The sequence below is a fragment of the Isoalcanivorax pacificus W11-5 genome (genome assembly GCF_000299335.2).
GTDB lineage: Bacteria > Pseudomonadota > Gammaproteobacteria > Pseudomonadales > Alcanivoracaceae > Isoalcanivorax > Isoalcanivorax pacificus.
In genome coordinates, this window is the sequence record NZ_CP004387.1 from 3293892 (window position 1) to 3320116 (window position 26225).

At 63.3% G+C, this 26225-nt stretch carries 29 protein-coding genes; 18 read left to right on the top strand and 11 right to left on the bottom strand.

The genetic code is table 11. From position 1 onward, the window contains the following. Window positions 1-144: 144 nt before the first annotated feature. The 8 genes from flhC to S7S_RS14745 form a co-directional block, all read right to left on the bottom strand. Complete coding sequence (gene flhC, locus S7S_RS14710) at window positions 145-747, bottom strand: flagellar transcriptional regulator FlhC (RefSeq protein ID WP_008733788.1); 603 nt, start codon at window positions 745-747, stop codon at window positions 145-147. Between the two features lie 13 nt (window positions 748-760). After that, on the bottom strand, window positions 761-1075 hold the full coding sequence (gene flhD, locus S7S_RS14715) for a flagellar transcriptional regulator FlhD (RefSeq protein WP_008733785.1): 315 nt from the start codon (window positions 1073-1075) through the stop codon (window positions 761-763). Window positions 1076-1535: 460 nt separating this feature from the next. After that, a complete protein-coding gene (locus tag S7S_RS14720; protein WP_008733783.1) occupies window positions 1536-1826 on the bottom strand; it encodes an EscU/YscU/HrcU family type III secretion system export apparatus switch protein in 291 nt (96 codons plus the stop codon). Further along, complete coding sequence (gene fliK, locus S7S_RS14725; RefSeq protein ID WP_008733781.1) at window positions 1816-2961, bottom strand: flagellar hook-length control protein FliK; 1146 nt, start codon at window positions 2959-2961, stop codon at window positions 1816-1818. Before fliK ends, S7S_RS14720 begins: the two co-directional genes overlap by 11 nt. Next, window positions 2958-3368, bottom strand: coding sequence for a flagellar protein FliT (locus tag S7S_RS14730; protein WP_008733779.1), 411 nt, complete (start codon window positions 3366-3368; stop codon window positions 2958-2960). The genes fliK and S7S_RS14730 overlap by 4 nt, the downstream gene beginning before the upstream one ends. Further along, window positions 3361-3789 (bottom strand): flagellar export chaperone FliS, encoded by a 429-nt coding sequence (gene fliS / locus S7S_RS14735; RefSeq protein ID WP_008733777.1) that lies wholly within the window; start codon window positions 3787-3789, stop codon window positions 3361-3363. Before fliS ends, S7S_RS14730 begins: the two co-directional genes overlap by 8 nt. A gap of 41 nt (window positions 3790-3830) precedes the next feature. After that, a complete protein-coding gene (fliD, locus tag S7S_RS14740) occupies window positions 3831-5183 on the bottom strand; it encodes a flagellar filament capping protein FliD (RefSeq protein WP_008733772.1) in 1353 nt (450 codons plus the stop codon). Between the two features lie 202 nt (window positions 5184-5385). Continuing rightward, the gene (locus S7S_RS14745; protein WP_008733770.1) at window positions 5386-7095 is read right to left on the bottom strand and encodes an HD domain-containing phosphohydrolase; all 1710 of its coding nucleotides are present in this window, start codon (window positions 7093-7095) and stop codon (window positions 5386-5388) included. A 267-nt stretch (window positions 7096-7362) separates the two neighbouring features. Here S7S_RS14745 and S7S_RS14750 point away from each other — a divergent pair, with 267 nt between their 5' ends. The 3 genes from S7S_RS14750 (at window position 7363) to S7S_RS14760 (ending at window position 10793) form a co-directional block, all read left to right on the top strand. Further along, window positions 7363-8874 (top strand): FliC/FljB family flagellin, encoded by a 1512-nt coding sequence (locus S7S_RS14750; protein ID WP_008733767.1) that lies wholly within the window; start codon window positions 7363-7365, stop codon window positions 8872-8874. A gap of 213 nt (window positions 8875-9087) precedes the next feature. Beyond that, entirely contained in the window at window positions 9088-10236 is a 1149-nt protein-coding gene (locus S7S_RS14755; protein WP_008733765.1) for a Fic family protein, read from the top strand. 215 nt (window positions 10237-10451) lie between these two features. Next, window positions 10452-10793 carry a flagellar protein FlaG gene (locus S7S_RS14760; protein ID WP_008733762.1) on the top strand — a complete coding sequence of 114 codons (342 nt, stop codon included), beginning with the start codon at window positions 10452-10454 and terminating at the stop codon, window positions 10791-10793. A gap of 7 nt (window positions 10794-10800) precedes the next feature. Here the strand turns inward: S7S_RS14760 and fliE are convergent, their stop codons facing one another. Further along, complete coding sequence (gene fliE, locus S7S_RS14765; protein WP_008733760.1) at window positions 10801-11124, bottom strand: flagellar hook-basal body complex protein FliE; 324 nt, start codon at window positions 11122-11124, stop codon at window positions 10801-10803. Window positions 11125-11375: 251 nt separating this feature from the next. On the opposite strand from fliE, the gene fliF reads away from it, so the two are divergent. From fliF to S7S_RS14840, 15 genes are all read left to right on the top strand, one after another. After that, window positions 11376-13139 carry a flagellar basal-body MS-ring/collar protein FliF gene (gene fliF, locus S7S_RS14770; RefSeq protein WP_008733758.1) on the top strand — a complete coding sequence of 588 codons (1764 nt, stop codon included), beginning with the start codon at window positions 11376-11378 and terminating at the stop codon, window positions 13137-13139. Between the two features lie 11 nt (window positions 13140-13150). Next, window positions 13151-14155 carry a flagellar motor switch protein FliG gene (fliG, locus tag S7S_RS14775; protein WP_041026014.1) on the top strand — a complete coding sequence of 335 codons (1005 nt, stop codon included), beginning with the start codon at window positions 13151-13153 and terminating at the stop codon, window positions 14153-14155. After that, window positions 14148-14879 carry a flagellar assembly protein FliH gene (locus S7S_RS14780; RefSeq protein ID WP_008733754.1) on the top strand — a complete coding sequence of 244 codons (732 nt, stop codon included), beginning with the start codon at window positions 14148-14150 and terminating at the stop codon, window positions 14877-14879. The genes fliG and S7S_RS14780 overlap by 8 nt, the downstream gene beginning before the upstream one ends. Next, entirely contained in the window at window positions 14879-16258 is a 1380-nt protein-coding gene (fliI, locus tag S7S_RS14785) for a flagellar protein export ATPase FliI (protein ID WP_041026015.1), read from the top strand. Before S7S_RS14780 ends, fliI begins: the two co-directional genes overlap by 1 nt. Further along, complete coding sequence (fliJ, locus tag S7S_RS14790) at window positions 16255-16716, top strand: flagellar export protein FliJ (protein WP_008733751.1); 462 nt, start codon at window positions 16255-16257, stop codon at window positions 16714-16716. The genes fliI and fliJ overlap by 4 nt, the downstream gene beginning before the upstream one ends. Before the next feature lie 12 nt (window positions 16717-16728). Continuing rightward, complete coding sequence (locus S7S_RS14795; protein WP_008733749.1) at window positions 16729-17754, top strand: flagellar hook-length control protein FliK; 1026 nt, start codon at window positions 16729-16731, stop codon at window positions 17752-17754. Between the two features lie 133 nt (window positions 17755-17887). Next, window positions 17888-18370, top strand: a complete 483-nt coding sequence (locus S7S_RS14800) for a flagellar basal body-associated FliL family protein (protein ID WP_008733748.1) — start codon at window positions 17888-17890, stop codon at window positions 18368-18370. A gap of 15 nt (window positions 18371-18385) precedes the next feature. Then, entirely contained in the window at window positions 18386-19420 is a 1035-nt protein-coding gene (fliM, locus tag S7S_RS14805; RefSeq protein WP_008733746.1) for a flagellar motor switch protein FliM, read from the top strand. After that, on the top strand, window positions 19413-19862 hold the full coding sequence (gene fliN, locus S7S_RS14810) for a flagellar motor switch protein FliN (RefSeq protein ID WP_008733744.1): 450 nt from the start codon (window positions 19413-19415) through the stop codon (window positions 19860-19862). The genes fliM and fliN overlap by 8 nt, the downstream gene beginning before the upstream one ends. Before the next feature lie 20 nt (window positions 19863-19882). Then, a complete protein-coding gene (gene fliO / locus S7S_RS14815; protein ID WP_008733743.1) occupies window positions 19883-20296 on the top strand; it encodes a flagellar biosynthetic protein FliO in 414 nt (137 codons plus the stop codon). After that, the gene (fliP, locus tag S7S_RS14820; RefSeq protein ID WP_008733740.1) at window positions 20293-21039 is read left to right on the top strand and encodes a flagellar type III secretion system pore protein FliP; all 747 of its coding nucleotides are present in this window, start codon (window positions 20293-20295) and stop codon (window positions 21037-21039) included. Before fliO ends, fliP begins: the two co-directional genes overlap by 4 nt. Window positions 21040-21310: 271 nt before the next feature. Beyond that, window positions 21311-21580 (top strand): flagellar biosynthesis protein FliQ, encoded by a 270-nt coding sequence (gene fliQ, locus S7S_RS14825; protein ID WP_008733738.1) that lies wholly within the window; start codon window positions 21311-21313, stop codon window positions 21578-21580. 6 nt (window positions 21581-21586) lie between these two features. Continuing rightward, window positions 21587-22378, top strand: a complete 792-nt coding sequence (fliR, locus tag S7S_RS14830) for a flagellar biosynthetic protein FliR (RefSeq protein ID WP_008733736.1) — start codon at window positions 21587-21589, stop codon at window positions 22376-22378. Between the two features lie 71 nt (window positions 22379-22449). After that, window positions 22450-22704: a type II toxin-antitoxin system Phd/YefM family antitoxin gene (locus S7S_RS14835; RefSeq protein ID WP_008733735.1), complete on the top strand. Its 255-nt coding sequence runs from the start codon at window positions 22450-22452 to the stop codon at window positions 22702-22704. Next, window positions 22704-23123: a type II toxin-antitoxin system VapC family toxin gene (locus S7S_RS14840; protein ID WP_008733733.1), complete on the top strand. Its 420-nt coding sequence runs from the start codon at window positions 22704-22706 to the stop codon at window positions 23121-23123. Before S7S_RS14835 ends, S7S_RS14840 begins: the two co-directional genes overlap by 1 nt. A gap of 226 nt (window positions 23124-23349) precedes the next feature. Here the strand turns inward: S7S_RS14840 and flgL are convergent, their stop codons facing one another. Beyond that, window positions 23350-24546 carry a flagellar hook-associated protein FlgL gene (gene flgL, locus S7S_RS14845; protein ID WP_008733730.1) on the bottom strand — a complete coding sequence of 399 codons (1197 nt, stop codon included), beginning with the start codon at window positions 24544-24546 and terminating at the stop codon, window positions 23350-23352. A 17-nt stretch (window positions 24547-24563) separates the two neighbouring features. Next, window positions 24564-26186: a flagellar hook-associated protein FlgK gene (gene flgK, locus S7S_RS14850; protein WP_008733728.1), complete on the bottom strand. Its 1623-nt coding sequence runs from the start codon at window positions 26184-26186 to the stop codon at window positions 24564-24566. Between the last annotated feature and the right edge of the window lie 39 nt (window positions 26187-26225).

Below are 26225 nucleotides of genomic sequence, written 5' to 3' on the forward strand. Positions count from 1 at the left end.
CTATCGGCACGCCGTGGCGGGGCTTGAGGGTCAGCAGGAGAAAAACGCGGAGAAGCGCGGTGCGCAGGAGGCAGGACGGAGCAGCCTGACGGGCAGCAGGGCGCCATCCTGCGCCCTCCCGATCAGGTCATGCGATGCAGTGGATCAGTTTTGCCAGCTGCGTCCGGCAGACGCCCGCTCCAGCGTCGATCCCGGTGCCGCCAGGGCAGCCGCTTCGGCACGCATCGCCTGGCGCTTTCGGGTCTTGCCGGCGCGCGAGGGCGGCTGGCAGATGCCGCAGACAAAATCATGGCTCGGGGTGCGGGCATGGTTGACGAACCGGCCACTGCAACAGGTGCACTGCGACAGTTCGAACATGCCACTTTCAAAGAAACGCACCAGTGTCCAGGCGCGGGTCAGCCCCAGCACCGGCTCGGCATCGTCCAGCGCCATCTGCTCCAGGTACAGGCGATACGCCTTGACGAAGCCTTCCATGCGCTCGCAGTCCTGCTCTTCCACCAGTTCGCGGTAAAAGCTGTAGAACAGCGACGAGTGGATATTCGGCAGCCAGGTAATGAACCAGTCGGTGGAAAACGGCAGCATGCCCTTGGGCGGCGACATGCCACGCAGCTCTTTGTAGAGCTTGATCAGCCGGCCACGGCTGAGTTCGGTTTCCGATTCCAGCACCTGCAAGCGGGCGCCCAGTTCGATCAGCTCGATGGCCAGTTGCACTTGCCGCATTTCCAGCACGAGGCTTTTATCAGACATCGCCCTGCGCCCCCTATGCGTGCTGATAACTGGCTGACGCCATTAATAGCGCCGCATGGGTCTGCGACATTCCCTGCTCCCGCTGGTTGTGCGTCAATTGCCGAAGCTGGTCGGCATCGTCCAGCGACAGGCGGCACAGCAGTTGATTGATGCGCGCCAGCCGGCCGAGCTGTTTCGCCGACAGCGACAGCAGCAAATCGCCCATGGCCGCATTGATCTTCAGGCGGAACAGCGCCGTGGCGTAATCTTCTTTCAGCAGGCGCTGCGCCAGCAGCAGGTAGGTCAGGTTAATGTCCTGGATTTCACTGAGCAGGGTATCCGTGATCATTTCGCGTTTTCTCCTTCGGCAGGCAAGCGAGCGCCCTGGCCCTGAGGCGCACCCCCGGGCACATTGCATTGCTGACGCCGAAATGGCTTTCTTAAGAGTGAAAAACTGCCATCAGTTCTGATGCAGACTGGCGTTTCCCATTCACCATAAGCTGATAAAACCTGTTTGAACCCGACATAGTCGTACTCATGCCTTGTTCTTAGCCCATGGACGCGTACCCATTACCTATCCCCCCCCGGGGTTCGCTAAAGGTCACGTCAGCGTGGCTGACACGTCGTCCTGTAACCAACTGTGCCAAAAACAGTTTTCCTTTCTGTTCGCCGCACGAATGGCGGGAAGCCTGGAAGAGACGGTTTTTGTGAATCAGTTCGCAGTTATGTTGTCGAGATTTTATCGATTTTTCAAGTGATGTTTTCGGGTTATTTATGTTTCTAATTCTATTTCCTTAGTTTTCTGCATCTTAGCGAGAAAAATCTTCCGCCTGCGCGACCGTTTCCACCCAGCTCAGCAATTCTGCCACCGCGTGATAAAGCGGCGGCGGGATCTGTTCGTCGATGTCGACCTGCATTAACAGGCCCACCAGTTCCGGCGTTGACTGCACATAGATGTCGTGCCGCCGCGCCTCCTCGATGATGCGTTCTGCCAACGGTCCGTAGCCGCTGGCGAGCACGCGCGGTGCCTTGTCCTGCTCACCATAACCGAGTGCAACCGCACTGCGACGGGGTGGCAGCGACGATGAATCACCGCTCATCGCCGGTCGGCTCCCGCTCAGCGTTTTTTACCCGCACCTGCACGGTGTCAAAACCTGCTGCTGCAAGACGCTGGCACAGTGATTCCCTGTTCGCTGAAAGCAGCGCCGTCACCTCGTCACGCTCGCACAGCAATGTCATCAGCAGATGCCCGCGCGCCAGTTGCAGGCTGCCGTGCAGGTGCCCCAGTTGCGCGTGGGACAACGTCAGGGACACCTGCCAGCGACAAGCATCGGGATCCTCCGGCTCGTGCTTCGGCACGTCCGGGTCCTGTTCCTGCGCCGGCATCTCATCCGGCAACACCGGCAGCCATGTCAGCGACAACGACATGAACAGGCCGGTCCACACATCGCCTTGCCAGTGCACCACCGGCGTGGTCAGCACTTCCAGTTGATGTCGCACCAGTGCCTGCAGGGTGTCATTGATGGTTGCGGCGCTGGCTGCTGCGTTCTGCGGTGCGGGTTCTGCCATCCTGTCGTGTGCGGGCATGCGCATGGCGAAATCAGTGAACTGATTTTTTTTGTCTGGCGCCGACAGCGATATCGCCTGTGTGTCTGTACGCTGAAACGTCTGCAGGCCCTCGTCCTGCAACAGCCGCTGTGACAGCACCGGACGCGTGAGTTGCATTTGCGGTTCGCGCGCCAGCGCCGCGAGCGGCAGCTCACCACGGTGCCAGCGCGCCAGGTGCGCCTGATAGAACAGGCCACTGTGTTCGATGCTCGCGCGCAGCTGTTGCGTCAGTGCTGTGACCAGTTCGTCCTGCGCCAGTGATGCATTCAGGGGTGACACACTCGACAACGGCGCCGCCGGCCGGATCGCCGACGGCGGTGCAGGAAATCGTGACAGCACATCGGCGATGGCTTTCGCTGCCACGCTGAAATGCGTGCGCGCTGACGTTGCCGCCACCGTTGGCGGCGATGGCGCGGGCGCCGGCGCATTCTGTGCAGGGCCACGCGCCAGATCTATCAGCGGCGGCGCACGCGGGTCCAGCCGCGAATCACTGCGCAGCGCCGGCAGCGCATCACCGGGATGCAGCGGACGCACCGGTTCATTGAGCGCCTGGTTCAGTGGCACTTCGACACGCCGGCCCAGCACCTGATGCAACAGGGTGTCGAGGATCGGCGTGATGCCACTCATGGTTTGTCCGGATCAAACAGCGGATGTATATCAACCGGCAGCGGGCGGCGCGGGCGGTAGGCGCGGCCCAGTTCACGCTGGCGCATGCTGGTGCCCAGCAACTGGCCCAGTTCGTCACGGCGCGCCGTCAGGCAGGCGCGCACTTCTCTTTCGTTCTCCAGCATGCGCGCCAACAGTACCGCCTTGCGCTCCACGGCATCCAGCGGCAAGGCCACGCTTTGCTCGTGCCGGGCCAGCCATTCCACTTCCATCACGTAGCGTGTCTGTTCGTCCACCAGTGCGTCCCAGTCCTGCGCGCGCGCGCTGGCGAGCATCCGCAGGCTGCGTGTCAGCAACAGTTCATACGCCACCAGAACGCGTTCTGGTGAAACCGCTTTGCCGTCCCTGGCGTCGGTGGCATCAGTCATGCACGGCTCCTTGGCTGCGCGGGTCGATCTGCCGCCAGGCAGAGCCGATGTCATCGAGCAACCGTGCCGCTTCGTCCAGCCGTGCTTCGTCGTTATGCAGGTTGGCGACCAGCAACTGGCGGCTGATGTACTGATACAGCCAGCCCAGCCGCTCGGAGAGTTCTCCGCCACGTTCACGATCCAGCGCCGCCAGCAGACCGTTGTTGATGATGTCCAGCGCCTTCGAGATCGACTCGCCCTTGCCACTGGCATTGCCCTGTCGCATATGCAGGCGCGCGGTGCCGAGTGCGGCGGCCACGCCATCAAACAGCATGGTGATCAACTGGTGCGGGCTGGCGGACATCACACCGCTTTCCACACCGACCCGGGCGTAGGCGCCAGCGCCCCTGCCGCGTGACGAGGTGCCTCTGGTGGCATTCATGGTCCGGTTTCTCCCCTGTGTTGCCGGTGCTGACCGGCGCGTTATTTACGCCCAAGCTGAGAGTTCATCATGTCGAACTGCTGGGTCAGGTAACTGCTGACCGAGTTCATCTGCGCCACCATGCTGTCCAGCCGCGCGAATTGCGTGCGATACCGCGCGATGGTGGCATCGATGCGTTCTTCCGTGCGCTGATACTGGCGCTCCAGGCCGGCAATGCTGGTATCCAGCCCGTTGGTGGCCGTATCGATCAGACCGTTGTCGCGCAGCATGTCCTCGATCGTGTCATGCAGGGTATCGGCCAGCCCGTCCTGCTTGCCGGCACCGGCGAACAGCCGGGACAGGCCGGACAGATTGTCGCTGACCACTTCCTTGAGATCGTCTTCGTCGATTTTCAGCGTGCCATCGAGTTGCAGCGAGATGCCGGCATCCGACAGCAACGTCAGGTCACCGCCCTCGACACCGGCGCTGAGCACGCCGCGCAATTGCGACTGCACGGTGCGCAGGGTGCTGTTGCCGAGCAGTTCGCCGGCATCGCCGGTGCTGGCATCGAAACGCGTCAGGCTGGTCATGCTCTTCTGCAACGCGTTATAGGCGTTGACGAAATCCTTCACCGCCTTTTCCACCGCCGGGGTGTTGCGGGAAATCTCCAGCGTGGCGCTGCCCGCTTCCGACAGCGTCAGCGCGACACCCTCGATGGCGTCCTCGACCACATTGCCCTGGCTCTGGATACTGATGCCGTTGATGGTCATCGAGGCGTTACGGGCCTGTACTTCCGTGGCCGCATCCAGCGACAGGGCGCTACCGAGATCGCCATTGAACTGGATATCGGTCACCGCCGCCTGTTCGCCGCTCTGCTCCGATGCCAGCACCAGCCGCCAGGGCGTGTCGCCGCCGTCATTCACCAGCGACGCCTGCACGCCCTTGCCGGCGTCATTGATGGCGTCACGAATATCTTCCAGCGAGCTGTCATCAGCGTCGATATCGACACTGAACGTGTCACCGTTGCCGAGCGTAAAGCTGACACTGCCGCCACCGAGCCAGGCTTCTTCATCAGTGATGCCTGCGGTGGCGATGCTGTAACCCTGCGCCAGATGATGGACTTCGATCTGGTAGGTGCCCAGCGCGGCACCGTCCTGGCTGGACGCGGTCAACGCGTCACCGGTCAGGCGTTGTGTCACGGTACGGAACTGTTCCGGCTCCTTCAGCTTGGCAGCCGCCTCCTGGAACTGCGAGAGCGCACTCTCGAGTTTGCCGAACGCGGAAATCTTCGCTTCGTAGCTCTGGCGTTGCTGGGCAATCGGGTTCAACTTCTGCCGTTCCGCCGTGGCGAGTTGATCCAGCAACCCGTTCAGTTCCAGCCCGGAGCCGATGCCCAGTGCAGATATTGAGGCCATGTCCTGTCCTTCATCCATCGCAGTTGTATTGTGACGTGAGGCGGCACCGGGCGAGCTGTCGATAAGGCACACCACACACCGCTATTTCGGGCTATCGGCAGGGGCAGGCAGGAACTTTAGCGGGCCGTTGAAAAACAGCCTGTGCCGGCAGGCGCGGCCAGCGATGGAATTTCTGTGTGCCGTTGGCGGCTTGCGCCGCCGGTCACGCCGTCCCCGGATGACTGTCCTGGGCTGGCATCGCGTATTCCGGTACCGCGCGGGGTTCGCCGAGACGGGCCAGCGTACGGCCGCGCAATACCTCCCCCGTGCCGGCGTCCGGCGCTTCGTTCCCGGCCGTGAGCTGGACCGCCATCGGCCGGCCAGTGATGTCCAGCCGCAGCACCCGGGCCAGCTGGCCCTCTGCGTAGCGCACCAGTGTCCCCACCGGCAGCGTGCCGAAATGCCGGATGTAATCCTGGACGCAGCGGCCATCAAACTGCTGTGGCGCGTCCAGCAAGTGCCGGTAAACCGTGTCGATGCCGCGCGCCGGACGATCTGCACGCGGATGGCTCATGGCATCCACCACATCCACCACCGCCGCCAGCCGGGCCAGCGCCGGCAATGCCTCCCCGGACAACCCGGCCGGGTAGCCACTGCCGTCGAGCCGCTCGTTGATACGCCGCACCACCGCGTCGATCACCGGCGCAGTGAGCCAGCCGCAGCCGGCCAGCGGCACGTCCAGTGCGGCGACGTGCGTGGCCAGGGTACTGAACTGTGCCGGGGTGATGACGTCCGCCTCGCGCACCGCATCCGGCAGCAATGCCTTGCCAAGATCGTGCACCAGCGCAGCGGCCGCCACGGCCTTGCACAGCCGGCGCGGGATGTCCCTGGCCAGGCAGATATCCAGCAACATCACCGCCACGCTGATGCAGTGCCGCACCAGCGCCGGTTCACGATGCAGGCAATGGCTGGCGAACAGCAATGCTTCCCGATCTTCGTCGTGCAGCGTCAGCAGGATCTCCGCCTGCCGCGACAACGGGCCGGGTTCAATCACACCCCCTTCGCGCAGCAGCAGGATCTGACTGTCGAGATACGCGGCGATCCGCGCCAGCCTGGAATACTGTGGCACCCGCGCTGCCGCACGCACCTCTGTGCCGGCGGCCGGTTCCGGTGCGTCCTGCCGGAACAGCGGTGACGCCACCAGCAATGTCTGGTTGCCGCCGCTGCCGCGCGCAGCTTCGCGTTCGATTTCGCGCACGTAGTACCAGAGCTGACGTTCCTGCTCCGTACTGCAGGCGACAAAGGAAAACCCCTGGCTGACCAGTCCACGCGACACATCGGCACGCTGATAGCGCGCCAGGGCGTCCAGCACCAGCCGCGAGCCGTTCGGAAAACTGAGGGTCAGTTCCAGCGGCGTCCCCTCGCCCAGTATGGACAGGTTGCCGGCGGCAAATTCCACCAGACAGCCCTGCACCGACAGATCACGCAACCAGCCTTCGGCCCGGACCGCCTCACGCCGCGCCAGCACCGGCACTCGCATGCCCAGGCCAAGCGTGGCGCGAAACGTGTCGCGCCGCTGCAGCCAGTCCACCCATTGCGGATAGGGGCCGCGCCAGAGCAGGCTGCCGTGCCCGGCATCCACCGGCCCGGCCGCACTCAGTGGCGCGGTGCGCAGCTGCCCGCCGTTGTACTGCCCCAGCAGCATGCAGGCTTCACCGCCCGCGAGCGGCGCCAGCAGTTCCGGTACGGCAGACAGGTCCAGCAACACGCCCTCTTCCGCAGACACCGCCTGCACCAGTACCGGAACCGCCTCGCCCGGCTGATCCGCCCATACCAGCCGCGCGCCCCCGGCCTGCAGCAACGTATCCAGCAGCGGCTGCATCTGCGCCGGCTGATCAATGCGACGGTACTGCGCCTGCCCGTCTGTCGTCATATGCCCCCCGGATAGCCTTTCAGACGGCACGGTACAGGCCCGACGCCGCCGGCCTTATTACGCTTGTTACTTCCTTATGGTGGCTATCGGCAGGCCGTCTGCAGACTTTAGCGACCGCGCAGACGCCGCAAAAACTTTTCACGGCAACCCTAAAGCGCACACTCCGACCGCCGAAAGAGTGGATAACGGCCCGCGAGAAACCGGACCGGCAGGGGCGCGGCCCACCGCAGCGCCCGACCTCTTGGTGAACAGGAAAGGACACAGTCTATGTCAGTCATCAATACCAACATCACCGCGCTGATCGGCCAGCAGAACCTGGGTCGCTCGCAAAGCGCACTGCAAACGTCGATGGAGCGCCTGTCTTCCGGCCTGCGTATCAACAGCGCTGCTGACGATGCTGCCGGCCAGGCCATTGCCAACCGCATGAGCGCACAGATCACCGGTCTGTCGCAGGCACAGCGTAACGCCAACGACGGCATTTCCGTGGCGCAGACCGCGGAAGGCGCGCTGAACCAGATCAACGACAACCTGCAGCGCATTCGTGAACTGACGGTGCAATCGCAGAACGGCACCAACAGCGGTTCCGACCTCTCCTCCATCCAGGACGAAATCAACCAGCGCCTGGAAGAGATCGACCGCATCTCCCGCGAAACCAGCTTCAACGGCGTAAAAGTACTGGCCGATGACCAGAACCTGACCATCCAGGTCGGCGCCAACGATGGTGAGAAAATCACCCTGAACCTGAAGGAAATCACTGCCAGCACGCTGAACCTGAGCGCGTTCGACGTGAGCAACACCTTCGAAACCGCTTCCCTGGGTGCCACGGCCGTTACCGAAACCGTGCCGGCCTCCCGCAACCTGGAAGACTTCAGCTTCACTGACACGGCCGGCGCTGCCACCTGGGCGGTGTACGTGGACGACGACAACCCGGATACGCTGTACGTGTCCGACGATGCCGGCACCACCTTCTACGCCGCCACCTACAACGCAGACACCAACGCCCTGGAGTTCGACTCCAGCACCGCCGTCACCCCTGCCACGGGCGCCACTGCCGCGACCGGTAACGAAATCCACGTTGGTGGCGGTGTCGTGGTGGAAGCCGACGACATCACCGGCCGCAGTGACAGCAACGTCGCCGCACAGCCGACCATGCACCTGATGGCCGACGGCACCTACCACATGAAGCGCGGCGCCGATGACTACGTCGCCGCCACCGTCGACTTCGCCAACGGCACCGTCAGCTACGACTCCTCCGCTGCCGCCTCCGCTGCCGCAGACGCCACGGTCGGCTCGGCACTCAGCCAGCTGAGCAACCCGGACGCCGCCGTTTCCATCGACACCAGCGGCCTGGACACTGCACTGGTCGGCAACAACGCTGAGGTGTATGCCTTCTCCGACGGCAGCGGCTACGCTGTCAAAGGCAGCGATGCCGACGGCAACACCGTGTACTACGCCGCCGAAGTGGATACCGCCACCGGCGCCGTGACCCTGGGCGACCAGCTCACCGCCGATCCGCTGGATGCACTGGACTCCGCACTGAGCACCGTCGACAGCCTGCGCTCGGAACTGGGTGCCATGCAGAACCGTTTCGACTCCGCCATCACCAACCTGAGCACCACCGAAACCAACCTGTCTGCTGCCCGCTCGCGGATTGAAGACGCCGACTACGCCGTCGAAGTCTCCAACATGACCCGCGCGCAGATCCTGCAACAGGCTGGCACCTCGGTTCTGGCACAGGCCAACCAGGTTCCGCAGAGCGTTCTGTCCCTGCTGGGCTAATATCGCCGCCGGGAGGTCCAGTCCCCCCAGACCGCCTCCCTGGCGATACCAAGGGCTCCGCAAGGAGCCCTTTCTTTTTTCTCAAGCCCTCCACTCAAGGCTGGCCAACATCACCTGTTGTAGTTACGCTACAGGCAACATTGTAGATAACCAAACCACGAAAGATCACAAAAAAACATAACTATCAAACAGTTAAGATATGACGGTGTAGTTATGACAAAGAAAGGAAAGGAATTCCCGCTCAGGCTCGTCAGCCCGGAGTTCGACTCACCACTGACCGATACCCTGCTTGAACTGGATCATCTTCGCCGGCTCAAGCTCGGCGGCAGTACCGCGCCATGGATGTTTTTCCAGCTCAAGAACATCTTTCATATTCTGGAAAGCATCGGCTCGGCCCGTATCGAAGGCAACCGCACCACCATTTCCGAGTACATAGAACAAAAAATCGAACACACGGAGCATTCGAAGGAACGTTTCTCGGAGATCGCCAATGTCGAAAACGCAATGAACTTCATTGAGGACAATATCGACGAAGGCGCGCCACTCACACATCATTTCATCCGAGAACTTCATCAGCTTGTTGTCGATGATCTCGGTGCCGAGGGCGACCGGACGCCTGGAGCATACCGTACCTGGAATGTCGAGATTCACAATGCGGAGCACCTCCCCCCTGAGGCGCATGCGGTCCAACCCTACATGGATGAACTGCTGGGTTTCATCAACCAGGATCATCCTCCCAAGTATGATCTGCTCAAGACCGCCCTGGCTCATCATCGCTTTGTATGGATCCATCCTTTCGGCAACGGCAATGGACGGGTGGTCCGCCTGCTCACGTATGCCTTGCTGATCAAATACGGCTTTAACGTCAAGCAAGGGAAACTTCTGAACCCTACAGCCGTGTTCTGCAACGACAGGGACCGATACTATACATGCCTCTCACGAGCAGACGCCGGCACTGATCAAGCGTTGCTGGAATGGTGTGATTACGTACTCACCGGCATCCTTGGTGAAATAACCAAACTGAACAAACTGCTCGATGCCGGCTTTCTTCGTGAACGCATCCTTTATCCGACAATTGCACTGAGCGAAGCACGCGGATACCTGACTCGCCCGGAGTCCCGCATCCTGCAAACCGGGGTGCACCTGCAGAGTTTCAAGGCAGGAGACCTGAGCAAAGCCATCGACGGGCTGGATGCCCGTGCCCGCACCCACCGGATTGCCAAAATGAGGGAGGCCGGTTTTATCAACACCCTCACCCCCGGCGGACGCATCTATTACGTCAACTTCATGAATAACTACCTGATGCGCAGCCTGATCAAAGTACTTGAAGATCAGCAATTCATTCCGCCCATCGACAATTGATCCCCTAACAGGCTGTTGAAAAACAGCCTGTGCTGATGGCTTGAGTAAGCTGTCAGCACATCAAGCGCGGCAAGCGATTGATTTCCCTTTGCACCTTTGCAGACCTGCATCGCAAAGGTGGTTTAAGTCACGAAGAGGCTTTTTCAACACCCTGTTAAAGTCGCGCCCTGTATGGCCGATACAGTTTCCTGAACCGCCCATACAGGACGCCCAGCATGAAAATTTCCGCCGATGCGGTCAGCCAGGCATTGAGCAGTGTGGCGCACAGCGCGTTGACGCCGCGCCAGCGCGTGGAACGTGTGCTCAATGAAGTACTGACCGAAGAACGGCAAACGGCCGTGCCGGAAGACCTGCTCCCCCCCGTGCAACAGGTCAACGGTGTTCTGCGCGCCTACGGCGTCGAGTTCGAACTGTCGGAACATTCCGGCCGCACCATCATTCGTCTGGTGGACCGGGAGAGCGGTGAAGTGATTCGCGAAATACCGCCGGAGGAGTTGATCACGCTTTCCGAACGGCTGGAGCAGATTCGAGGCCTGTTGATACGCCTGACGGCGTGAGCTCCCCTTACACCTGCATATTCATCACATCCTTGTAGGCCGACACCAGCCGGTTGCGCACCTGCACCCCCATCTGGAATGCCACGCTCGCCTTCTGCATGTCCACCATCACATCATGCAGCGCCACGTCCGGCGCGCCGGCCTGGAAAGCCTCGGCCTGCCGGCTGGAACGCGCCTGCAGCTGATTGATGCGCTGCAGGCTGGCGTGCAGCTCGCCGGCAAAACCGCCGCCGCCGACCACCGTGGACAACTGTTGGCCACGACCACCGGCCGCCTGGGTGGCCATCTGCTGGATCTGTTGCAGGGCGGACTGGATTTCCGGTGTCGACATCGGGCGTGACCTCGGTGGCAGTGTCATCAGGCCCCACAGACTAGCAGCGCCATCGGCACGGCCATGCGCGCAATTGGCGACAAAAGCGCGGGCTTTTCTTTCCTTTGCCGCAGACAGCGCTCCGCATAATGGCATGCATCGGACTGCCGTCCGGCGCGCTCCCGTGCCCACGGCCACGTCAGGCAGAGACAGAGAGAACGGACTGTGATGCTGCAAGCCAGAGAAGCTGATTCCCGCGCCGGAGCCCCCCGATGAGTGGCACCATGGGTGGCACTACAGCGAGCGAGGGCGCAAGCGCGCCGCCGAACGGAGCAGGCGCCAGCCTGAGCCAGTGGCTGCAACGCCTGCGCGGTGGCAACGAGGCCGGCGCCGGCCAGCCGCTGGTGCCGCTGCTGCTGGCCGGCGCTGCCGCCGTGGCCGTGATCGTGGTGCTGTTGCTGTGGGCCAGTGCGCCGGATTATCGCGTGCTCTACGCCAATCTTGGTGAGGCCGACGGCGGTCGCATCATCAGCGAGCTGGAACAGCGCGGCGTGCCGTACCGTTTCAGTGAAGGCGGCCAGGCCGTCATGGTGCCGTCCGGTCAGGTCCATCGCCTGCGTCTGCAACTGGCGGAGCAGGGCCTGCCGCAGGCGGGCAATGTCGGCCTGAGCATCATGGACAACCAGGCATTCGGCATCAGCCAGTTTGCCGAGCAGGTCAATTACCAGCGCGGCCTGGAAGGCGAGCTGGCCAGTTCGATCGAATCGCTGAGCCCGGTGGCACATGCCCGCGTGCATCTTGCGCTGGCCAAACCGTCGGTGTTCATTCGCGAACGCGAACCCGCCAAGGCGTCGGTGGTGCTCACCCTGCACCCTGGCCGCGCGCTCGGTGACGGCCAGGTGCAGGCGATTGCCCACATGGTGTCCAGCAGCGTGCCGGAACTGGCCACCAGTGAAGTGACCGTGGTGGACCATACCGGCCGCCTGCTGTCGCGCCAGGATGGCAGCGGCACCGGGCTGGACGGCACGCGGCTGGATTACATCCGCGAAGTGGAACGCGACTATCGCCAGCGTATCGAGGATATCCTCACGCCGATCCTTGGCCGTCGCAATGTGCGCGCCCAGGTGACCGCCGACATCGATTTCACCCAGCGCGAGGAAACGGCGGAAACCTACCGGCCGAACCAGGACGGCAACGACGCCGCCGTGCGCAGTACACGCATCAATGCCACCTACAGCGGCGATGACACCCTGGCCCGTGGTGTTCCCGGCGCGCTGTCGAATACGCCACCGGGCGCGGCTCCTTCGCCGATCAACCGTGGCAACACTGACGATGCCGGCACCGAGGAAGACAACACCCGGCAACTGCGCCGCGAGGACATCGTCAATTACGAAGTTGACCGCAATGTCACCCACACCCGCCACAGCCTTGGCCGCATCGAGCGCCTGTCGGTGGCGGTGGTGGTGAACTACCGCGACGCTCTGGACGAGGCTGGCGCCGCCACCCGTGAGCCGCTCGACGAGCAAGCGCTGGCACGCATCGATCAACTGGTGCGTCAGGCCATGGGGTTCTCACCGGCGCGCGGCGACGGTCTGGAAATCGTCAACAGCCCGTTCACTGATCCCGGAGAGGACGAGGCACCTGCCTGGTGGACATCGCCACAGTGGCAACATGTGGCCCTCACACTGGGCCGCTATCTGATCGTATTGATCATCGCGCTGCTGCTGTACCGCCTGCTGCTGCGTCCGATGCTTGCACGTCAGGCCGAGCGTGCCGCCGCAGACGCCAGCGCCCGCCAGCGCGCCGCCAGTGTCCAGGCGCAGGCCAGCACACGGCGGGTCGAGGCAAGTGGCGAGGAAAGCGGCGAGGAAGACGGCGAAGACGCGGACGAACAGAACCGCCTGGCACGCCGGCGCAAGCGCCGCCGCCATGCGCACACCTATGAACAGAACCTGCGCGATCTTCAGGACATGGCCAGCGAAGACCCGCTGATGGTCGCCATGATCATCCGCAGCTGGATGACGCAACCGGACTGAGACGACCCGACATGACCGATACGCTCAAGCTCAGCCCCGCCCGTCGCAGCGCCATCCTGTTGCTGGTGCTGGACGAAGACAGCGCCGCCGAAGTGCTGCGTCACCTGACACCCCTTGAAGTGCAGGATATCAGCCAGGAAATGGCCCGGCTGGGCCAGGTCTCGCACGATGAAATGCGTCAGGTGCTGGACGATTTCCATGAGGAGTCGGAACAGTTCGCCGCGCTCAACCTGAACTCCAGCGACCATATTCGCGCCGTGCTGACCAAGGCCCTCGGCAACGAACGCGCCACCACGCTGCTGGAGGATATTCTCGAACACAGCAGCACCAACTCCGGCATTGATGCCCTGAACCTGATGGACGCCACCAGCGTGGTGGAAATGATCCGCGACGAGCATCCGCAGATCATCGCCACCATCCTGATTCATCTGGAACGGCGCCAGGCCGCCGATGTGCTGGAACTGTTCGAGGACAAACTGCGCAACGACGTGGTGCTGCGCATCGCCACCTTCAATGGCGTGCAGCCGGCCGCGTTGCAGGAACTCACCGAAGTGCTCGGCGGCATGCTCTCCGGCCAGCACCTCAAGCGCAGCAAGATGGGTGGTGCGCGCACCGCCGCCGAGATTCTCAACCTGATGAACGCGAGCCAGGAAGAAACCGCCATCGAAACGGTGCGCGCGCACAGCGAAGACCTGGCCCAGAAAATCATCGACGAGATGTTCCTGTTCGAGAACCTGCTCGAGCTGGACGACCGCAGCATCCAGTTGCTGCTCAAGGAGACCAACAGCAACTCGCTGACCATCGCGCTGAAAGGGTCACAGACGGAACTGCGCGAGAAGTTCCTGCGCAACATGTCGCAGCGCGCGGCCGAACTGCTGCGCGAGGACATGGAAAACAGCGGCCCGATCCGCCTGTCGCAGGTGGAAAACGAACAGAAGGCCATTCTCCAGGTGGTACGTCGCCTGGCCGACAACGGCGACATCGTGCTCAGCGGAGGCAACGACACCTATGTCTGACGCGCTTGGCAAGACAGGCCCCCTGCGGCGCTGGCGCCGTTGGCGCATGGGCGACCTGGACGGGCTGCACCATGCTCCGGCCGATGCCATGGCGGATACTCCGCCGGAGCCCATAGCACCGGATATCGACACCTGGCAGTCGGAGCTGGATGCGCTGCGCCGCCGCACCCGCGAAACAGCCCGCAAGGAAGGCTACGATGCCGGCTTCCAGTCCGGCCGCGAGGCCGGTTACCAGCATGGATTGGAAGCCGGCCGCCAGGCGGGCGAGCAGGAAATGCGTCAGCAACAGCGCGACCTGCTGCACCCCCTGACCACCATGGCACGCAATTTTCACCAGGCGCTGCAAAAGCTGGATGACGACATCGCCAGCGAGCTGGTGGACCTGGCACTGATCGTCGGCCGCAAACTCGCCGGCGACGCGCTGCGCGACACACCGGAGCAGGTACTGGCCCTGGTACGCCAGCTGCTGCGCGACGCACCACTGGCGAGCGGCACACCGACCCTGTGGCTGCACCCGGATGATCTGCTGCTGGCCCGCGAGCAACTCAGCGCCGAGCTGGACACCGCCGGCTGGCAAATGCTCGCCGACGAGCAACTGCAACGCGGCGGCTGTCGCCTGAGCAGCAACGCCGGCGAGATCGACGCCTCGGTGGGCACACGCTGGCAGCAACTGCTTGGCACCCTGCGCCGCCGCGACCGCCCCGTCGACACGGAGCCGCGCTGATGCAGACGCACAGCCAGCATTGGCAACGCACACTGCAACGGGTCGGCCAGCGCGTCGCCGACAGTAGCGACTATCAGCTCAGCGGACGCATTACCCGCGCCACCGGGCTGGTGCTGGAAGCTGTCGGCCTGAAGATCCCGCTGGGCAGTGGTTGCCGTATCGAAGTCGCCACGCGCGGACGCGACAGCGAGCGGTTCGCCGAAGCCGAGGTGGTGGGCTTTTCCGGGGATAAATTGTTTCTGATGCCGCTGGCAGAGCTCAGTGGCCTGGCACCGGGCGCGCGGGTGTTTCCCATGGGCAGTGGCAGCCGTGCCGGGGCACGTCGGTTTCCGCTCGGGCCATCGTTGCTCGGGCGCGTGGTGGACGGCAGCGGCGCACCGCTGGACGGCGGCCCCGCACTGCACGACAGCCCGCACGACACCCTGCTGACACCGAGCGTGAACCCGTTGCGACGCACACCGATCCACGACCGCATTGATGTCGGCATCCGCGCCATCAACGGCCTGCTGAGTGTCGGCCGTGGCCAGCGCATGGGGCTGTTCGCCGGCTCGGGTGTCGGCAAATCGGTGTTGCTTGGCATGATGGCGCGCTACACCAGCGCCGATGTGATCGTGGTCGGGCTGATCGGCGAACGTGGCCGCGAAGTACAGGATTTCATCGACAATATTCTCGGCGAAGACGGACGCCGCCGCGCCGTGGTGGTGGCGGCACCGGCCGACACCTCGCCACTGCAGCGGCTGCAGGGCGCCGCCTATGCCACACGGCTGGCAGAAGATTTCCGCGACGCCGGCCGCAACGTACTGCTGATCATGGATTCACTCACCCGCTACGCCATGGCACAGCGGGAAATCGCGCTGGCCATCGGCGAGCCACCGGCCACCAAGGGTTACCCGCCATCCGTGTTCGCCAAACTGCCGTCGCTGGTGGAACGGGCCGGCAACGGCGAACGTGGCGGCGGTTCCATCACTGCGTTTTATACCGTACTCACCGAAGGCGACGACCAGCAGGACCCGATCGCCGATGCCGCGCGCGCCATTCTCGACGGCCATATCGTGCTGTCGCGTCAACTGGCCGAAGCCGGGCACTATCCGGCGATCGATATCGAAGCCTCCATCAGCCGCGCCATGCACGCACTGGTGACACCGGCGCAATGGCAGCAGGCGCAGCAGTTCAAGCAATTGTTCTCGCGCTACCAGCGCAACCGCGACCTGATCAGCGTGGGTGCCTACACGCCCGGCCATGACCCGCAACTGGACCAGGCCGTGATGCTGTATCCGAAAGTGGAAGCGTTCCTGCAACAGTCCATCCACGAGCAGGCCGACATCGCCGGGGCGCACGCGGCGATGCAGTCGCTGCTCGGCCAGGGAGCCCCGTCATGACACCGTTTTCACCACTGCAGTACCTGCTCGACAAGGCCCGCAAGGCCCGCGACCACGCCGGCCAGACACTGGCCGGCGATCGCCGCAGCGCAGCACAAACCGCCAGCCAGCTCGATGTGCTGCTGCAGTACCGCGCCGAATACGCCACACGCCTGCAAGACGCGCTGCACCGTGGCACTGACACAGTGGCGCTGGACAACTACCGGCGTTTTATCCAGTCGCTGGATACCGCCATCGAGCAGGCACGCCAGGCGCTGGCCACGCAGCAAGGGCGCGTCAGCGCCAGCCAGCAACAGTGGCAGCATCAGCAACGCACGCTGTCGTCCTACGACACACTGATCAGCCGCCGCACCCGTCACGCACACCAGCAGGCCGAACGGCAGGCACGCCGCCAGGATGATGAACTCAGCGCCGGCCTGCTCGCCCGCCGGCGGCAAGACAATGCGACCACGGACTGACCGGGAGCGACCATGGATATCTCTATCTCCACCTTACTGCCGCTGACCAGCGTGCCCACCCCGACACTGGCACCGACGACGCTGGCCACCCCGGCCATTGAGTGGCCCACCGATTTCGCCGCACTGATGACACAGGCGCGCCTGGCCGTGCCCGGCGAACAGGCGCCGGCCACCACCGCTGTGCCGCACCCGGCGCCAGCATTACCGCCCACGCTGACGACACCGGACAGCGACACACAGAGGCCCGATCCCACGCCGGTGGACGAACAGGTGACGCTGTCGCCGGATACCCTTGCACTGATGGCCAGCCTGCCCGGCATGGCACCACCAGCGCCGCAACACAACGTGGCCCGGGCCGGCGAACAGCGTGCGCCAGCCATGCCCGCCCTGCCCGCCACAGAGATGCCGCCGCCGGCCCCGGCACCGGTGCCGGCCACACCACACACCACCGCCGGGTTGCCCGCCACCCCGACATTGACCGACGCCGTGCAGCATCAGGCTGAACAGGTCGAGGCACCGATGATCAGTGCACCGAGGGAAATGGCGACACCGATAAACAGCGCCACGCCGACACCGGCCAGCGCACCGCCGCCGGCCACGTCGAGCAGCTTGCCTGCGCCGCTCAACAGCCCGCAGTGGCCACAGGAGTTCAGCCAGCAACTGGTGCAGTTCAGCCGGGGCCTGCGCGGTGGTGAGCAGCGCGTGGAGATGCACCTGAACCCGGCGCATCTCGGCCCGCTGTCGGTCAGCCTGACGCTGGATGAGCAGGGCGCCCAGGCGCAGTTCTTCTCTGCCCATGCCCCCGTACGCACCGCAGTGGAACAGGCCATTCCGCAATTGCGCGAAGCACTGGCCGAGCAGGGCATCACACTGGGCGACGCGATGGTCGGCGAGCACCGCCAGCCACCGGGTGAGCAGCACGCCTCCCACGGCGGCCAGGGCCGCGCCAGCGGCATGGCACCCGCCAGTGACATGCCTGTCGACACCGCCCCGGCGACACAGCCGATAACGGTGCACGGGGTCGACCTGTACGCCTGAGGCTTGCGGCGGGCGGGATCGCCTGCCAAAAGCCAAATCTGGCGCCAATATTCCATCCTTTTCTCGCCATCGGCACCGGCACGCCAGCGGCATACTGATTCACAGAATCTGCTGACACCGTTAAGGCAACACGATGGCGCTTTCCGAAACAGGCTCACGAAAAACACAATGGCTGCTGGTCCTGGTGCTGGTGATGATGGCGGGCCTGGCGGCCACCAATATCTATCTGCTGTTCAATCAGCAACAGGCTGCGGCACCGGCGGAGCCCGTGGTCGAGAACACGGTGCCGGACGCCGGTTCGCCGATTTTTGTGCGCATCGATCCTTTCACCGTCAACCTGCAGGGCGATGCCTACAGCCGCAACCTGTTGTACACGGCGCTATGGCTGCAGGTGGATGACATCCGCACGCGCGACTACCTGACAACACACATGCCGCAGGTACGCAGCCAGTTGCTGTCCCTGCTGTCCGCACAGGATGTAAAGCTTGCCACCGCGCCAGACGGCAAGAACATCCTGGCAGCGAAAATCCGAGACATGCTGCAGACCTCACTGACCACGCCACCGGCGGTGCTGTCGGTCAGCAAGGTGCTGTTCAGCGAATTCATTGTTCAGTGACCGGATAAGCCCGCCATGGCCCAGGACGACCTGCTGTCCCAGGAAGAGATCGACGCGCTGCTGAACGGCCCGGCCAATGACGACGAGCCGGCCGAGCCCCAGCCGCCGCGCGTGCGCCCGTACGACCCGGCATCCCTGCACCGGGTGGTGCGTGAGCGCCTGCACAGCCTGGACATCATCAACGAGCGTTTCGCCCGGCAGTTCCGCTTTGCACTGTTCAATCTGATCCGCCGTGGTGCCGACATTACCGTCGATTCGGTGCGCTACCAGAGCTTCAAGGATTTTGCCCGCAACCTGCCGGTGCCCACCAACCTGAACCTGATCTCGATGAAACCGCTGCGAGGCACTGCGCTGCTGGTATTTCCACCGAGCCTGGTGTTCATGGTGGTGGACAACCTGTTTGGCGGTGACGGCCGCTTCGTGACCAAATCCGAAGGCCGCGAATTCACCAACACCGAGCAGCGCATCATCCGCCGCATGCTGTCGCTGGCCCTGGACGCCTACCAGGACGCCTGGAAATCGGTGTTCGCGCTGGACATCAGTTATCTGCGTTCCGAAATCCAGGCCAAGTTTGCCAACATCACCAACTCGCCCAACGAAATCGTCGTCAACACCACCTTCCATCTGGAGGTCGGCAATCTGGCCAGCGATTTCCAGGTCTGCATTCCCTATTCGATGATCGAGCCGCTGCGCGACCTGCTCAGCAACCCGGTTGCCGACAGCGGTGACGGTGGCGACCAGTCCTGGAGCCAGCGCATGGCCGGCGAGATCCGCCAGTCGCGGGTAGAGCTGGTAGCCGAGTTCACGGCGATCGCCAGCCGCCTGGGCCAGGTGCGCACGCTCAAGCCCGGCGATGTACTGCCGATCGAATTGCCCGAGATGATCACCGCCAGCGTCGACGGGGTGCCGGTGATGGAATGCGAGTATGGCAGCCGGCATGAACAGCGCGCGCTGCGCGTACTGCGCATGATCGACCACACCAGCCCGACGCCGGCGCACAGCTTCCGCAAGGCCGCGACGACGACAAGCCGAGACAACGACCATGACTGACAAGAAGAAGCCGGATCAGCACGACGACACCGCCCTGCCTGCGGAAGACGCCAGTCAGGACGACCCGTGGGCCGAGGCCCTTGCCGAGCAGGCCGCCACGGAAGCAGAACCGAAGCAGGCGCGCACGGCGGGCGATGACGTATTCCGTCCGCTGGACGACGGCGACACCAGCGGTGATGTCCGCGACCTGGACATGATCATGGATATCCCGGTGCGGCTGTCAGTGGAGCTTGGCCGCACCCGCATCACCATCAAGCAATTGCTGGAGCTGACCCAGGGTTCGGTGGTGGAGCTCGACGGCCTGGCCGGCGAGCCGATGGACATCCTGATCAACGGCTACCTGATTGCCCAGGGTGAAGTCGTGGTGGTGGACGACAAGTACGGCATCCGTATCACCGAGATCATCACCCGTTCCGAACGCGTCCAGAAACTCAACCGCTGATTTTTTTTGCGAGCCCAGCCATGACTGCCACGCAGACCGCACAGGCCACCACCAGCACTTTCGGCAACGAAGCCGTGGTCGGTCTTGCCGTGATCGGCAAGACGGTGTTCGCGCTGGCGCTGGTGCTCGGCGTTATTCTGCTGTGCGCGTGGCTGGCGCGGCGCGTCAGCCCGGCGCTGCACGGTGACGGGCAGTGGCTGCGCGTCGTCGCCAGCCGCGCCGTCGGCCCGAAGGAGCGTGTGGTGGTGGTGGCAGTACAGGACACCTGGCTGGTGCTCGGTGTCGCCGCCGGGCAGGTCAGCAAGCTGCACGAGTTGCCGGCGCCTGCCGGGACTCCTTCACCGGACACCACTGAACAGGGTTTCGCCAGTCGTTTTGCCCGCGCCCTGCGCGCACAGACCCGGCAGACTTTCGCCCCGGGGAGGGATGCATGACATGGCGTCGTGTGCCGCTGGCACTGCTGCTGTGCAGCGCGCCCGTGCAGGTGCTTGCACAGGCGGCCATACCGGGGCTGGTCAGTGCACCGACAGCCGACGGCGGCCAGCAATGGTCGATCCAGCTGCAGGCCCTGCTGCTGCTCAGCAGCCTGGCGTTTTTACCGGCACTGCTGCTGATGATGACCTGCTTCACCCGCATCATCATCGTGCTGGGGTTGCTACGCACCGCGCTGGGTACACCGTCGGCGCCACCGAATCAGGTGCTGATTGGCCTGACGCTGTTTCTGACGCTGTTCATCATGTCGCCGGTGCTGAACCGGGTGCACGAGACCGCCTGGGTGCCGCTGAGCAACGACGAGATCACGCTGGAAGAATTTTTCCGCACCGGCAGCGAGCCGTTTCGCGAATTCATGCTGGCGCAGACCCGCGAACCGGATCTGGCACTGTTTGCCCGCCTCGGCGAAGTGGGCGACCTGCACGGCCCGGACGATATTCCGCTGCGCATTCTGGTGCCGGCCTTTGTCACCAGCGAACTGAAGACCGCCTTCCAGATCGGCTTCACCATTTTCATCCCGTTTCTGATCATCGACCTGGTGGTGGCCAGTGTGCTGATGGCCCTGGGCATGATGATGGTGCCGCCCGCCACCATTTCGCTGCCGTTCAAACTGATGCTGTTCGTCCTGGTGGACGGCTGGCAACTGATCATCGGCTCGCTGGCGCAGAGTTTTTTCCCGACATGAGCCGGCCACCGCTTTTCCTGAACCGTGGCCTGGCTGATGAACCCCCATTCATCAGCCAGGTCGCGGCTTTTTATATCAGAGAGCCCGCCTGGCGGCGGGCGGGTCGGACGTCTGACGTCGGACGTCGGACGCAAAAAAAAACGGCTTCTGTACCAGCAGCTTTCGCACCCACGTATCCCGCCCCCCGGTGGCCTTGCCGTATCACACAGGTTTTTATCTTCAGCGTCAGACGTCCGACGTCCGACGTCCGACCTTTTCCCCAGGTTTCCCCATGACCCCCGAAGCCGTCATGAACCTCGCCTACCAGGGCATGATGGTAACGCTGCTGCTGGCAGCCCCCCTGCTGATCACCGCGCTGCTGATCGGCCTGCTGGTGAGCCTGTTCCAGGCCGCCACCCAGATCAACGAAATGACCCTTTCCTTCATTCCGAAAATACTCGGCGTATTCACCGTGCTGGTGATCGCCGGCCCCTGGCTGCTGGAGCTGATCACCCGTTTCACCCGCGAACTGTTCCAGAACATTCCGCTGCACCTGTTGTAAACCGCCATGTTGCAGGTGACGTTTGAACAACTGCATCTGTGGCTGGTGAGTTTTCTCTGGCCGTTCACCCGTCTGACCGGCTTTCTGCTGGTGTCTCCCCTGTGGGGCCATCCCAGCGTGCCCAAGGAGGTCAAGCTGGCGCTGGCCGCCCTGATCAGCATGCTGCTGGCGCCAGGCCTGCCACCACTGCCGGATGTACCGCTGATGTCCTGGGCCGGCTTCGGCGTTCTGGTGGAACAACTGCTGGTCGGTATCGCCATGGGGCTGGTGATACGGGTCATGCTCAGCACCGTGCAGGCCGCCGGTGACTTTATCGGTTTGCAGATGGGGCTGGCATTTGCCACCTTCGTGTCGCCGGACACCGGCGCCAACACCATGATCCTGGCGCGGTTGCTGTACATGATCACACTGCTGATGTTCCTGGCGGTGAACGGACACCTGATCGTAATCGATATTCTTGCCAGCAGTTTCCACACCCTGCCGATCGGCCTGCTTGGCCTGAACCCGGACGGCTTCATCCTGCTGGTGCGCTTCGGCGGCACCCTGTTTGTCTCCGGCCTGTTGCTGGCCCTGCCGCTGGTGGCTTCCCTCCTGATCATCAACCTGACACTGGGCATCCTGAATCGCTCGGCGCCGCAGCTCACCGTGTTCTCGGTGGGCTTTCCCACCTCACTGACCGTAGGCATTTTCCTGCTGACGGTGCTGATGACGGATCTGGGCCGCTTTCTGCAAGGGTTGTTCGAGCAAGGGCTGACGATGATGGAGACAGTCATCCAGGCGCTGGCGCCGTTGGGGTGAGGCTTGACATTCCCAGCCCCAATGTAGCAACATCACTACATTATCGAGTCCGACCACCAGGGAGCACCCTGATGACGATCACCACTCTCTCCAGCCGCGAGTTGAACCAGGATGTCGGGCGGGCCAAAAAAGCTGCCCGGTTGGGGCCTGTCTTTATTACAGACCGGGGCAAGCCTGCACATGTGTTGCTCAGCATCGAGGAATACCAACGGCTCACCGGACAGCGACGCAATATCGCCGAAGCCCTGGCCATGCCCGAGGCTGCGGATATTGATTTCGAACCGGAGCGCATGCAAATCACCGAACGGCCGGTTGACCTGTCCTGATGTTTATCCTGGACACAAACGTCGTTTCTGAACTGCGCAAGGCCCGCACGAACAGGGCCAATGCCAACGTGGTCGCCTGGGCAGGCAGCGTGGACGCCAGCAGCATGTTTATTTCCACTATCACCGTGTTCGAGCTGGAAAAAGGGATTCTGCAAGTCATGCGCCGGGACGGCAGCCAGGGGCGTTTGCTGCGTGAATGGATGGATCGTCATGTCATGCCGGAATTCCGTGGCCGAATTCTCCCGATTGATACCGCTGTAGCGTTGCAATGCGCCCGGTTGCACGTGCCGGACCAGCGCAGTGAAGCAGATGCCCTGATTGCAGCCACTGCGATGGTACACGGCATGACCGTGGTAACACGCAATATCGCTGATTTCGAACCGACGGGAGTACATCTGATCAATCCCTGGGAGCACTGACAGACAGGATTCGCCCGGTTCAGATGCATTCAGGAGGTATCGGGAGAAATATTCACAAGAGCGATTCAAAAAAAGGGCGGGCTTTCGCCCGCCTCGCTCTCGAGGAAAAAAGCGCACGTGTAGCACACACTCTCCCGTCAACCAATCCGCGTACGAACACACCACCACTGCCAGAGTTGCCACGCTTTTGGTGGTGGTGTGCCGTACGCGAGACCCTCTTCCCGCGTTACAAGCGGTCAAATAATGTCATGCCCTTGATATCCACAAAGGCCTTCTGTGCTGCCTGCAGGCCGACCTGCCGCAGTGTGTATTCAGAGATGGCGCTGACGTAATCCAGTTCCACCAGATCCGACATGGCTTCGGCGTAATTGAGCTGACGGTTGCTGGCCACGGAATCGACCACCTCCAGCTCGTTCAGCCTTGCCCCCACCGAGGCGCGCACCGTCAGCACGTTGTCCAGGCTGTTATCCATTTCCCGCAGCGCGCTGTTCAGGGTGTTGTTCAGGGCCGCCTTGTCACTGGCGGAAGTGGCCGGATTCTCCAGTACCGACAGCACCTTTTCGAAGGTGGCAAACAGATCGGTGTTCAGGTTTTCGGCGCGGTCCATCACCACGCTGTCGCCATCCGCCGGCTGTCCCTCGAAGGTGAACGACAGGCCGGCGTGCTGGATCGGCTGCGCCGGTGTGTACGGCTGGGCCGGCCCGCCGTTGATACTGTAGGTGGTGACATCGCCAGCCACAGCGAACGTGATGTCCAGGCGGCTGCCGTAATCCGGGTCGGCGGCATTCACTGTGTCCGGGCCGGCAAAGGTCAATGAGCCGGTGTTGCCGGCATCGGCCTCGGCCAGATAGCCGGCGCTGCTGTGGACCGAACGGAAAATGGCGTCGCCGTTGTCTCCCACCGGCATCAGGCGTGAGGCATCAATGCGCTGCTCGCGGGTGTTCGTGTCGCCGACATACTGCACGTCGCCGGCCGGGTCGCGCACAAACGGCGGGCTGCTGTCCCGGTAACCACCGAACAGGTAACGGCCGTTGCCATCGGTGGCGTTGGCCTGGCCGAGCACGGTTTCATAGATGCCGCGCAGTTCACTGGCGACAGAATCGCGGTCAGCGTCGGACAGCGTGCCGTTGACAGCCTGCAGCACCAGGGTACGGGCGCTGGCGATGGCGTCACCGACGCTGTTGAGTACGCTTTCTTCCTGTGACAGTGCATTGCGTGCCGTGACCCGGGCATCGGTGAATTGCTGCGTCAGTGCCTGCGATTGCGCCACACGCACGGCACGCGAGGCCGCCTGCGGATCGTCGGACGGGTTCACCACCCGCCGGCCGGAGGCGATCTGCTGGCCCACCTTCATGAAGTCCGCCTGCTGGCGGTTCAGGGAGGAGACGCTCTGTTCAAACATGGTCACGGTGCTGATACGCATAACCGTCAATGCTCCCTTCAGGCGCGCAGGCCAAGCAGCGTGTCGATCACCGCCACGCCGGCCTCGATCACCCGCGCGTTGGCCTGGTAATACTGCTGGTAACGGATCAGGTTGGCCGCTTCTTCATCCAGGTTCACACCCGATTCGGATTGCTGTACGGCGCTCAGTTGTTCGGTCAGGCCCTGCTGGGCCGCCAGGTTGGCCTGCACGATATTGGTCCGGCTGCCGACGTCACCCACCAGCGTCGCGTACGCCTGGCTGAAGGTGGCGGCGCCACCGACCAGCGCTTTTTCCTGCAGGTTCTGAAGTGCCAGGGCGTTTTCGTTATCGCCGCTGTCACCACTGAAACCGGCGGCAATCGCGCCGGTTTCGCGGATCAGGGTTTCCATGTCGCCGGCGGCGGCGCGCACCGGCTGCAACAGAAAGCGGTCGCCATCGGCCAGCGCGGCAGGGTCATCCACGGTCAGCACTACGCCGCCGAATTCGAGTTCGCCTGCGCCGTTGAGGGTGGCAGTGAAGGATTCGCCGCTGTCACGGCGGGTGACGGTGAACTCACCGGCAGCCGCATCGCTGACACGCAGGTCGTAATCGCTCGCGGTCAGCGCATCCAGGTCACCGAAGACACCGGAGAGGCTGGCGCTGCCGGTGTTCTGGCTGTTGCCGTAGACCCGTGGTACGCCGATGGCAAAGAATGCCTCGCCGGGATTGCCTTCCATGTCCACGCCCTGGGCGTGTTGGGTGTTGAAGGCCACCGCCAGGGTCACGGCAAGCTGGCCGATCTGGTTGCGCGTCTGGTCGAGTGTTTCATCGCGGAAACTGATCAGGCCACCCAGTGAGCCGCCATTGATGTTGCGCGGGTCCAGCGCTGACAGATTGCCGGCGGAATCGCGGTAGCCGACTACGGTGCGGGTCGGGTCTTCCGGCGACGTCATCGCTTCCAGGGAAAAGCTGTTGCTGCCGGCCACCAGCGGCTGTCCGTTGCCGATGGTCAGGTTGTAGGTGCCACTGTCCTGTACCGTCAGCTTGACGTTGATACGTTCGCTGAGCTGCGCCACCAGTTGGTCGCGCTGGTTCAGCAGGCTGTTCGGCGCTTCACCGTGCCTGGCCTTGGCCAGGGCAATTTCGCGGTTGAGCAGCGCGATCTGTTCGGCGTCGTTGTTGACCTGGGTAATCTCGTCGCGGATCTGGCCATCGACACCGACCTGCATGTCCTGCAGGTAATCGTCGAACGCGCGGAACTGTGCCGTGAGGGTATCGGCCGCGCCGATCACGCCCTGTCGCGCGGCCGGATCGGACGGGCTGCCGGCCAGGTCTTCCAGCGACGAAAAGAAATTCTGCATCAGCGGCGCCAGCCCGGCCTTGTCATCCGCGAGCAGGTTATCGATCTGGCTGACCTGGGTCTGGTAGCTGCGCAGCGCCTGGAAAGCACTGTTGGCCGCGTTGAGCTGGCCGGCCACGTACTGGTCGAACTGCCGCTGCACATCATTGACACGCACACCGCTCCCCGTGCGGGTCTCACCCAGCAAGGTCAGCTCGCGGTTGTAGCCCGGCGTGTAGACGTTGCTGATGTTGTTGCTGGTGGTATGCAGTGCGGTCTGTGCCGCGCTGAGACCACTGAGGCCGACAGAGAAGATGCTCATGATATGTCCTCGAACCGATACCTGTGTTATCGGCGCTGT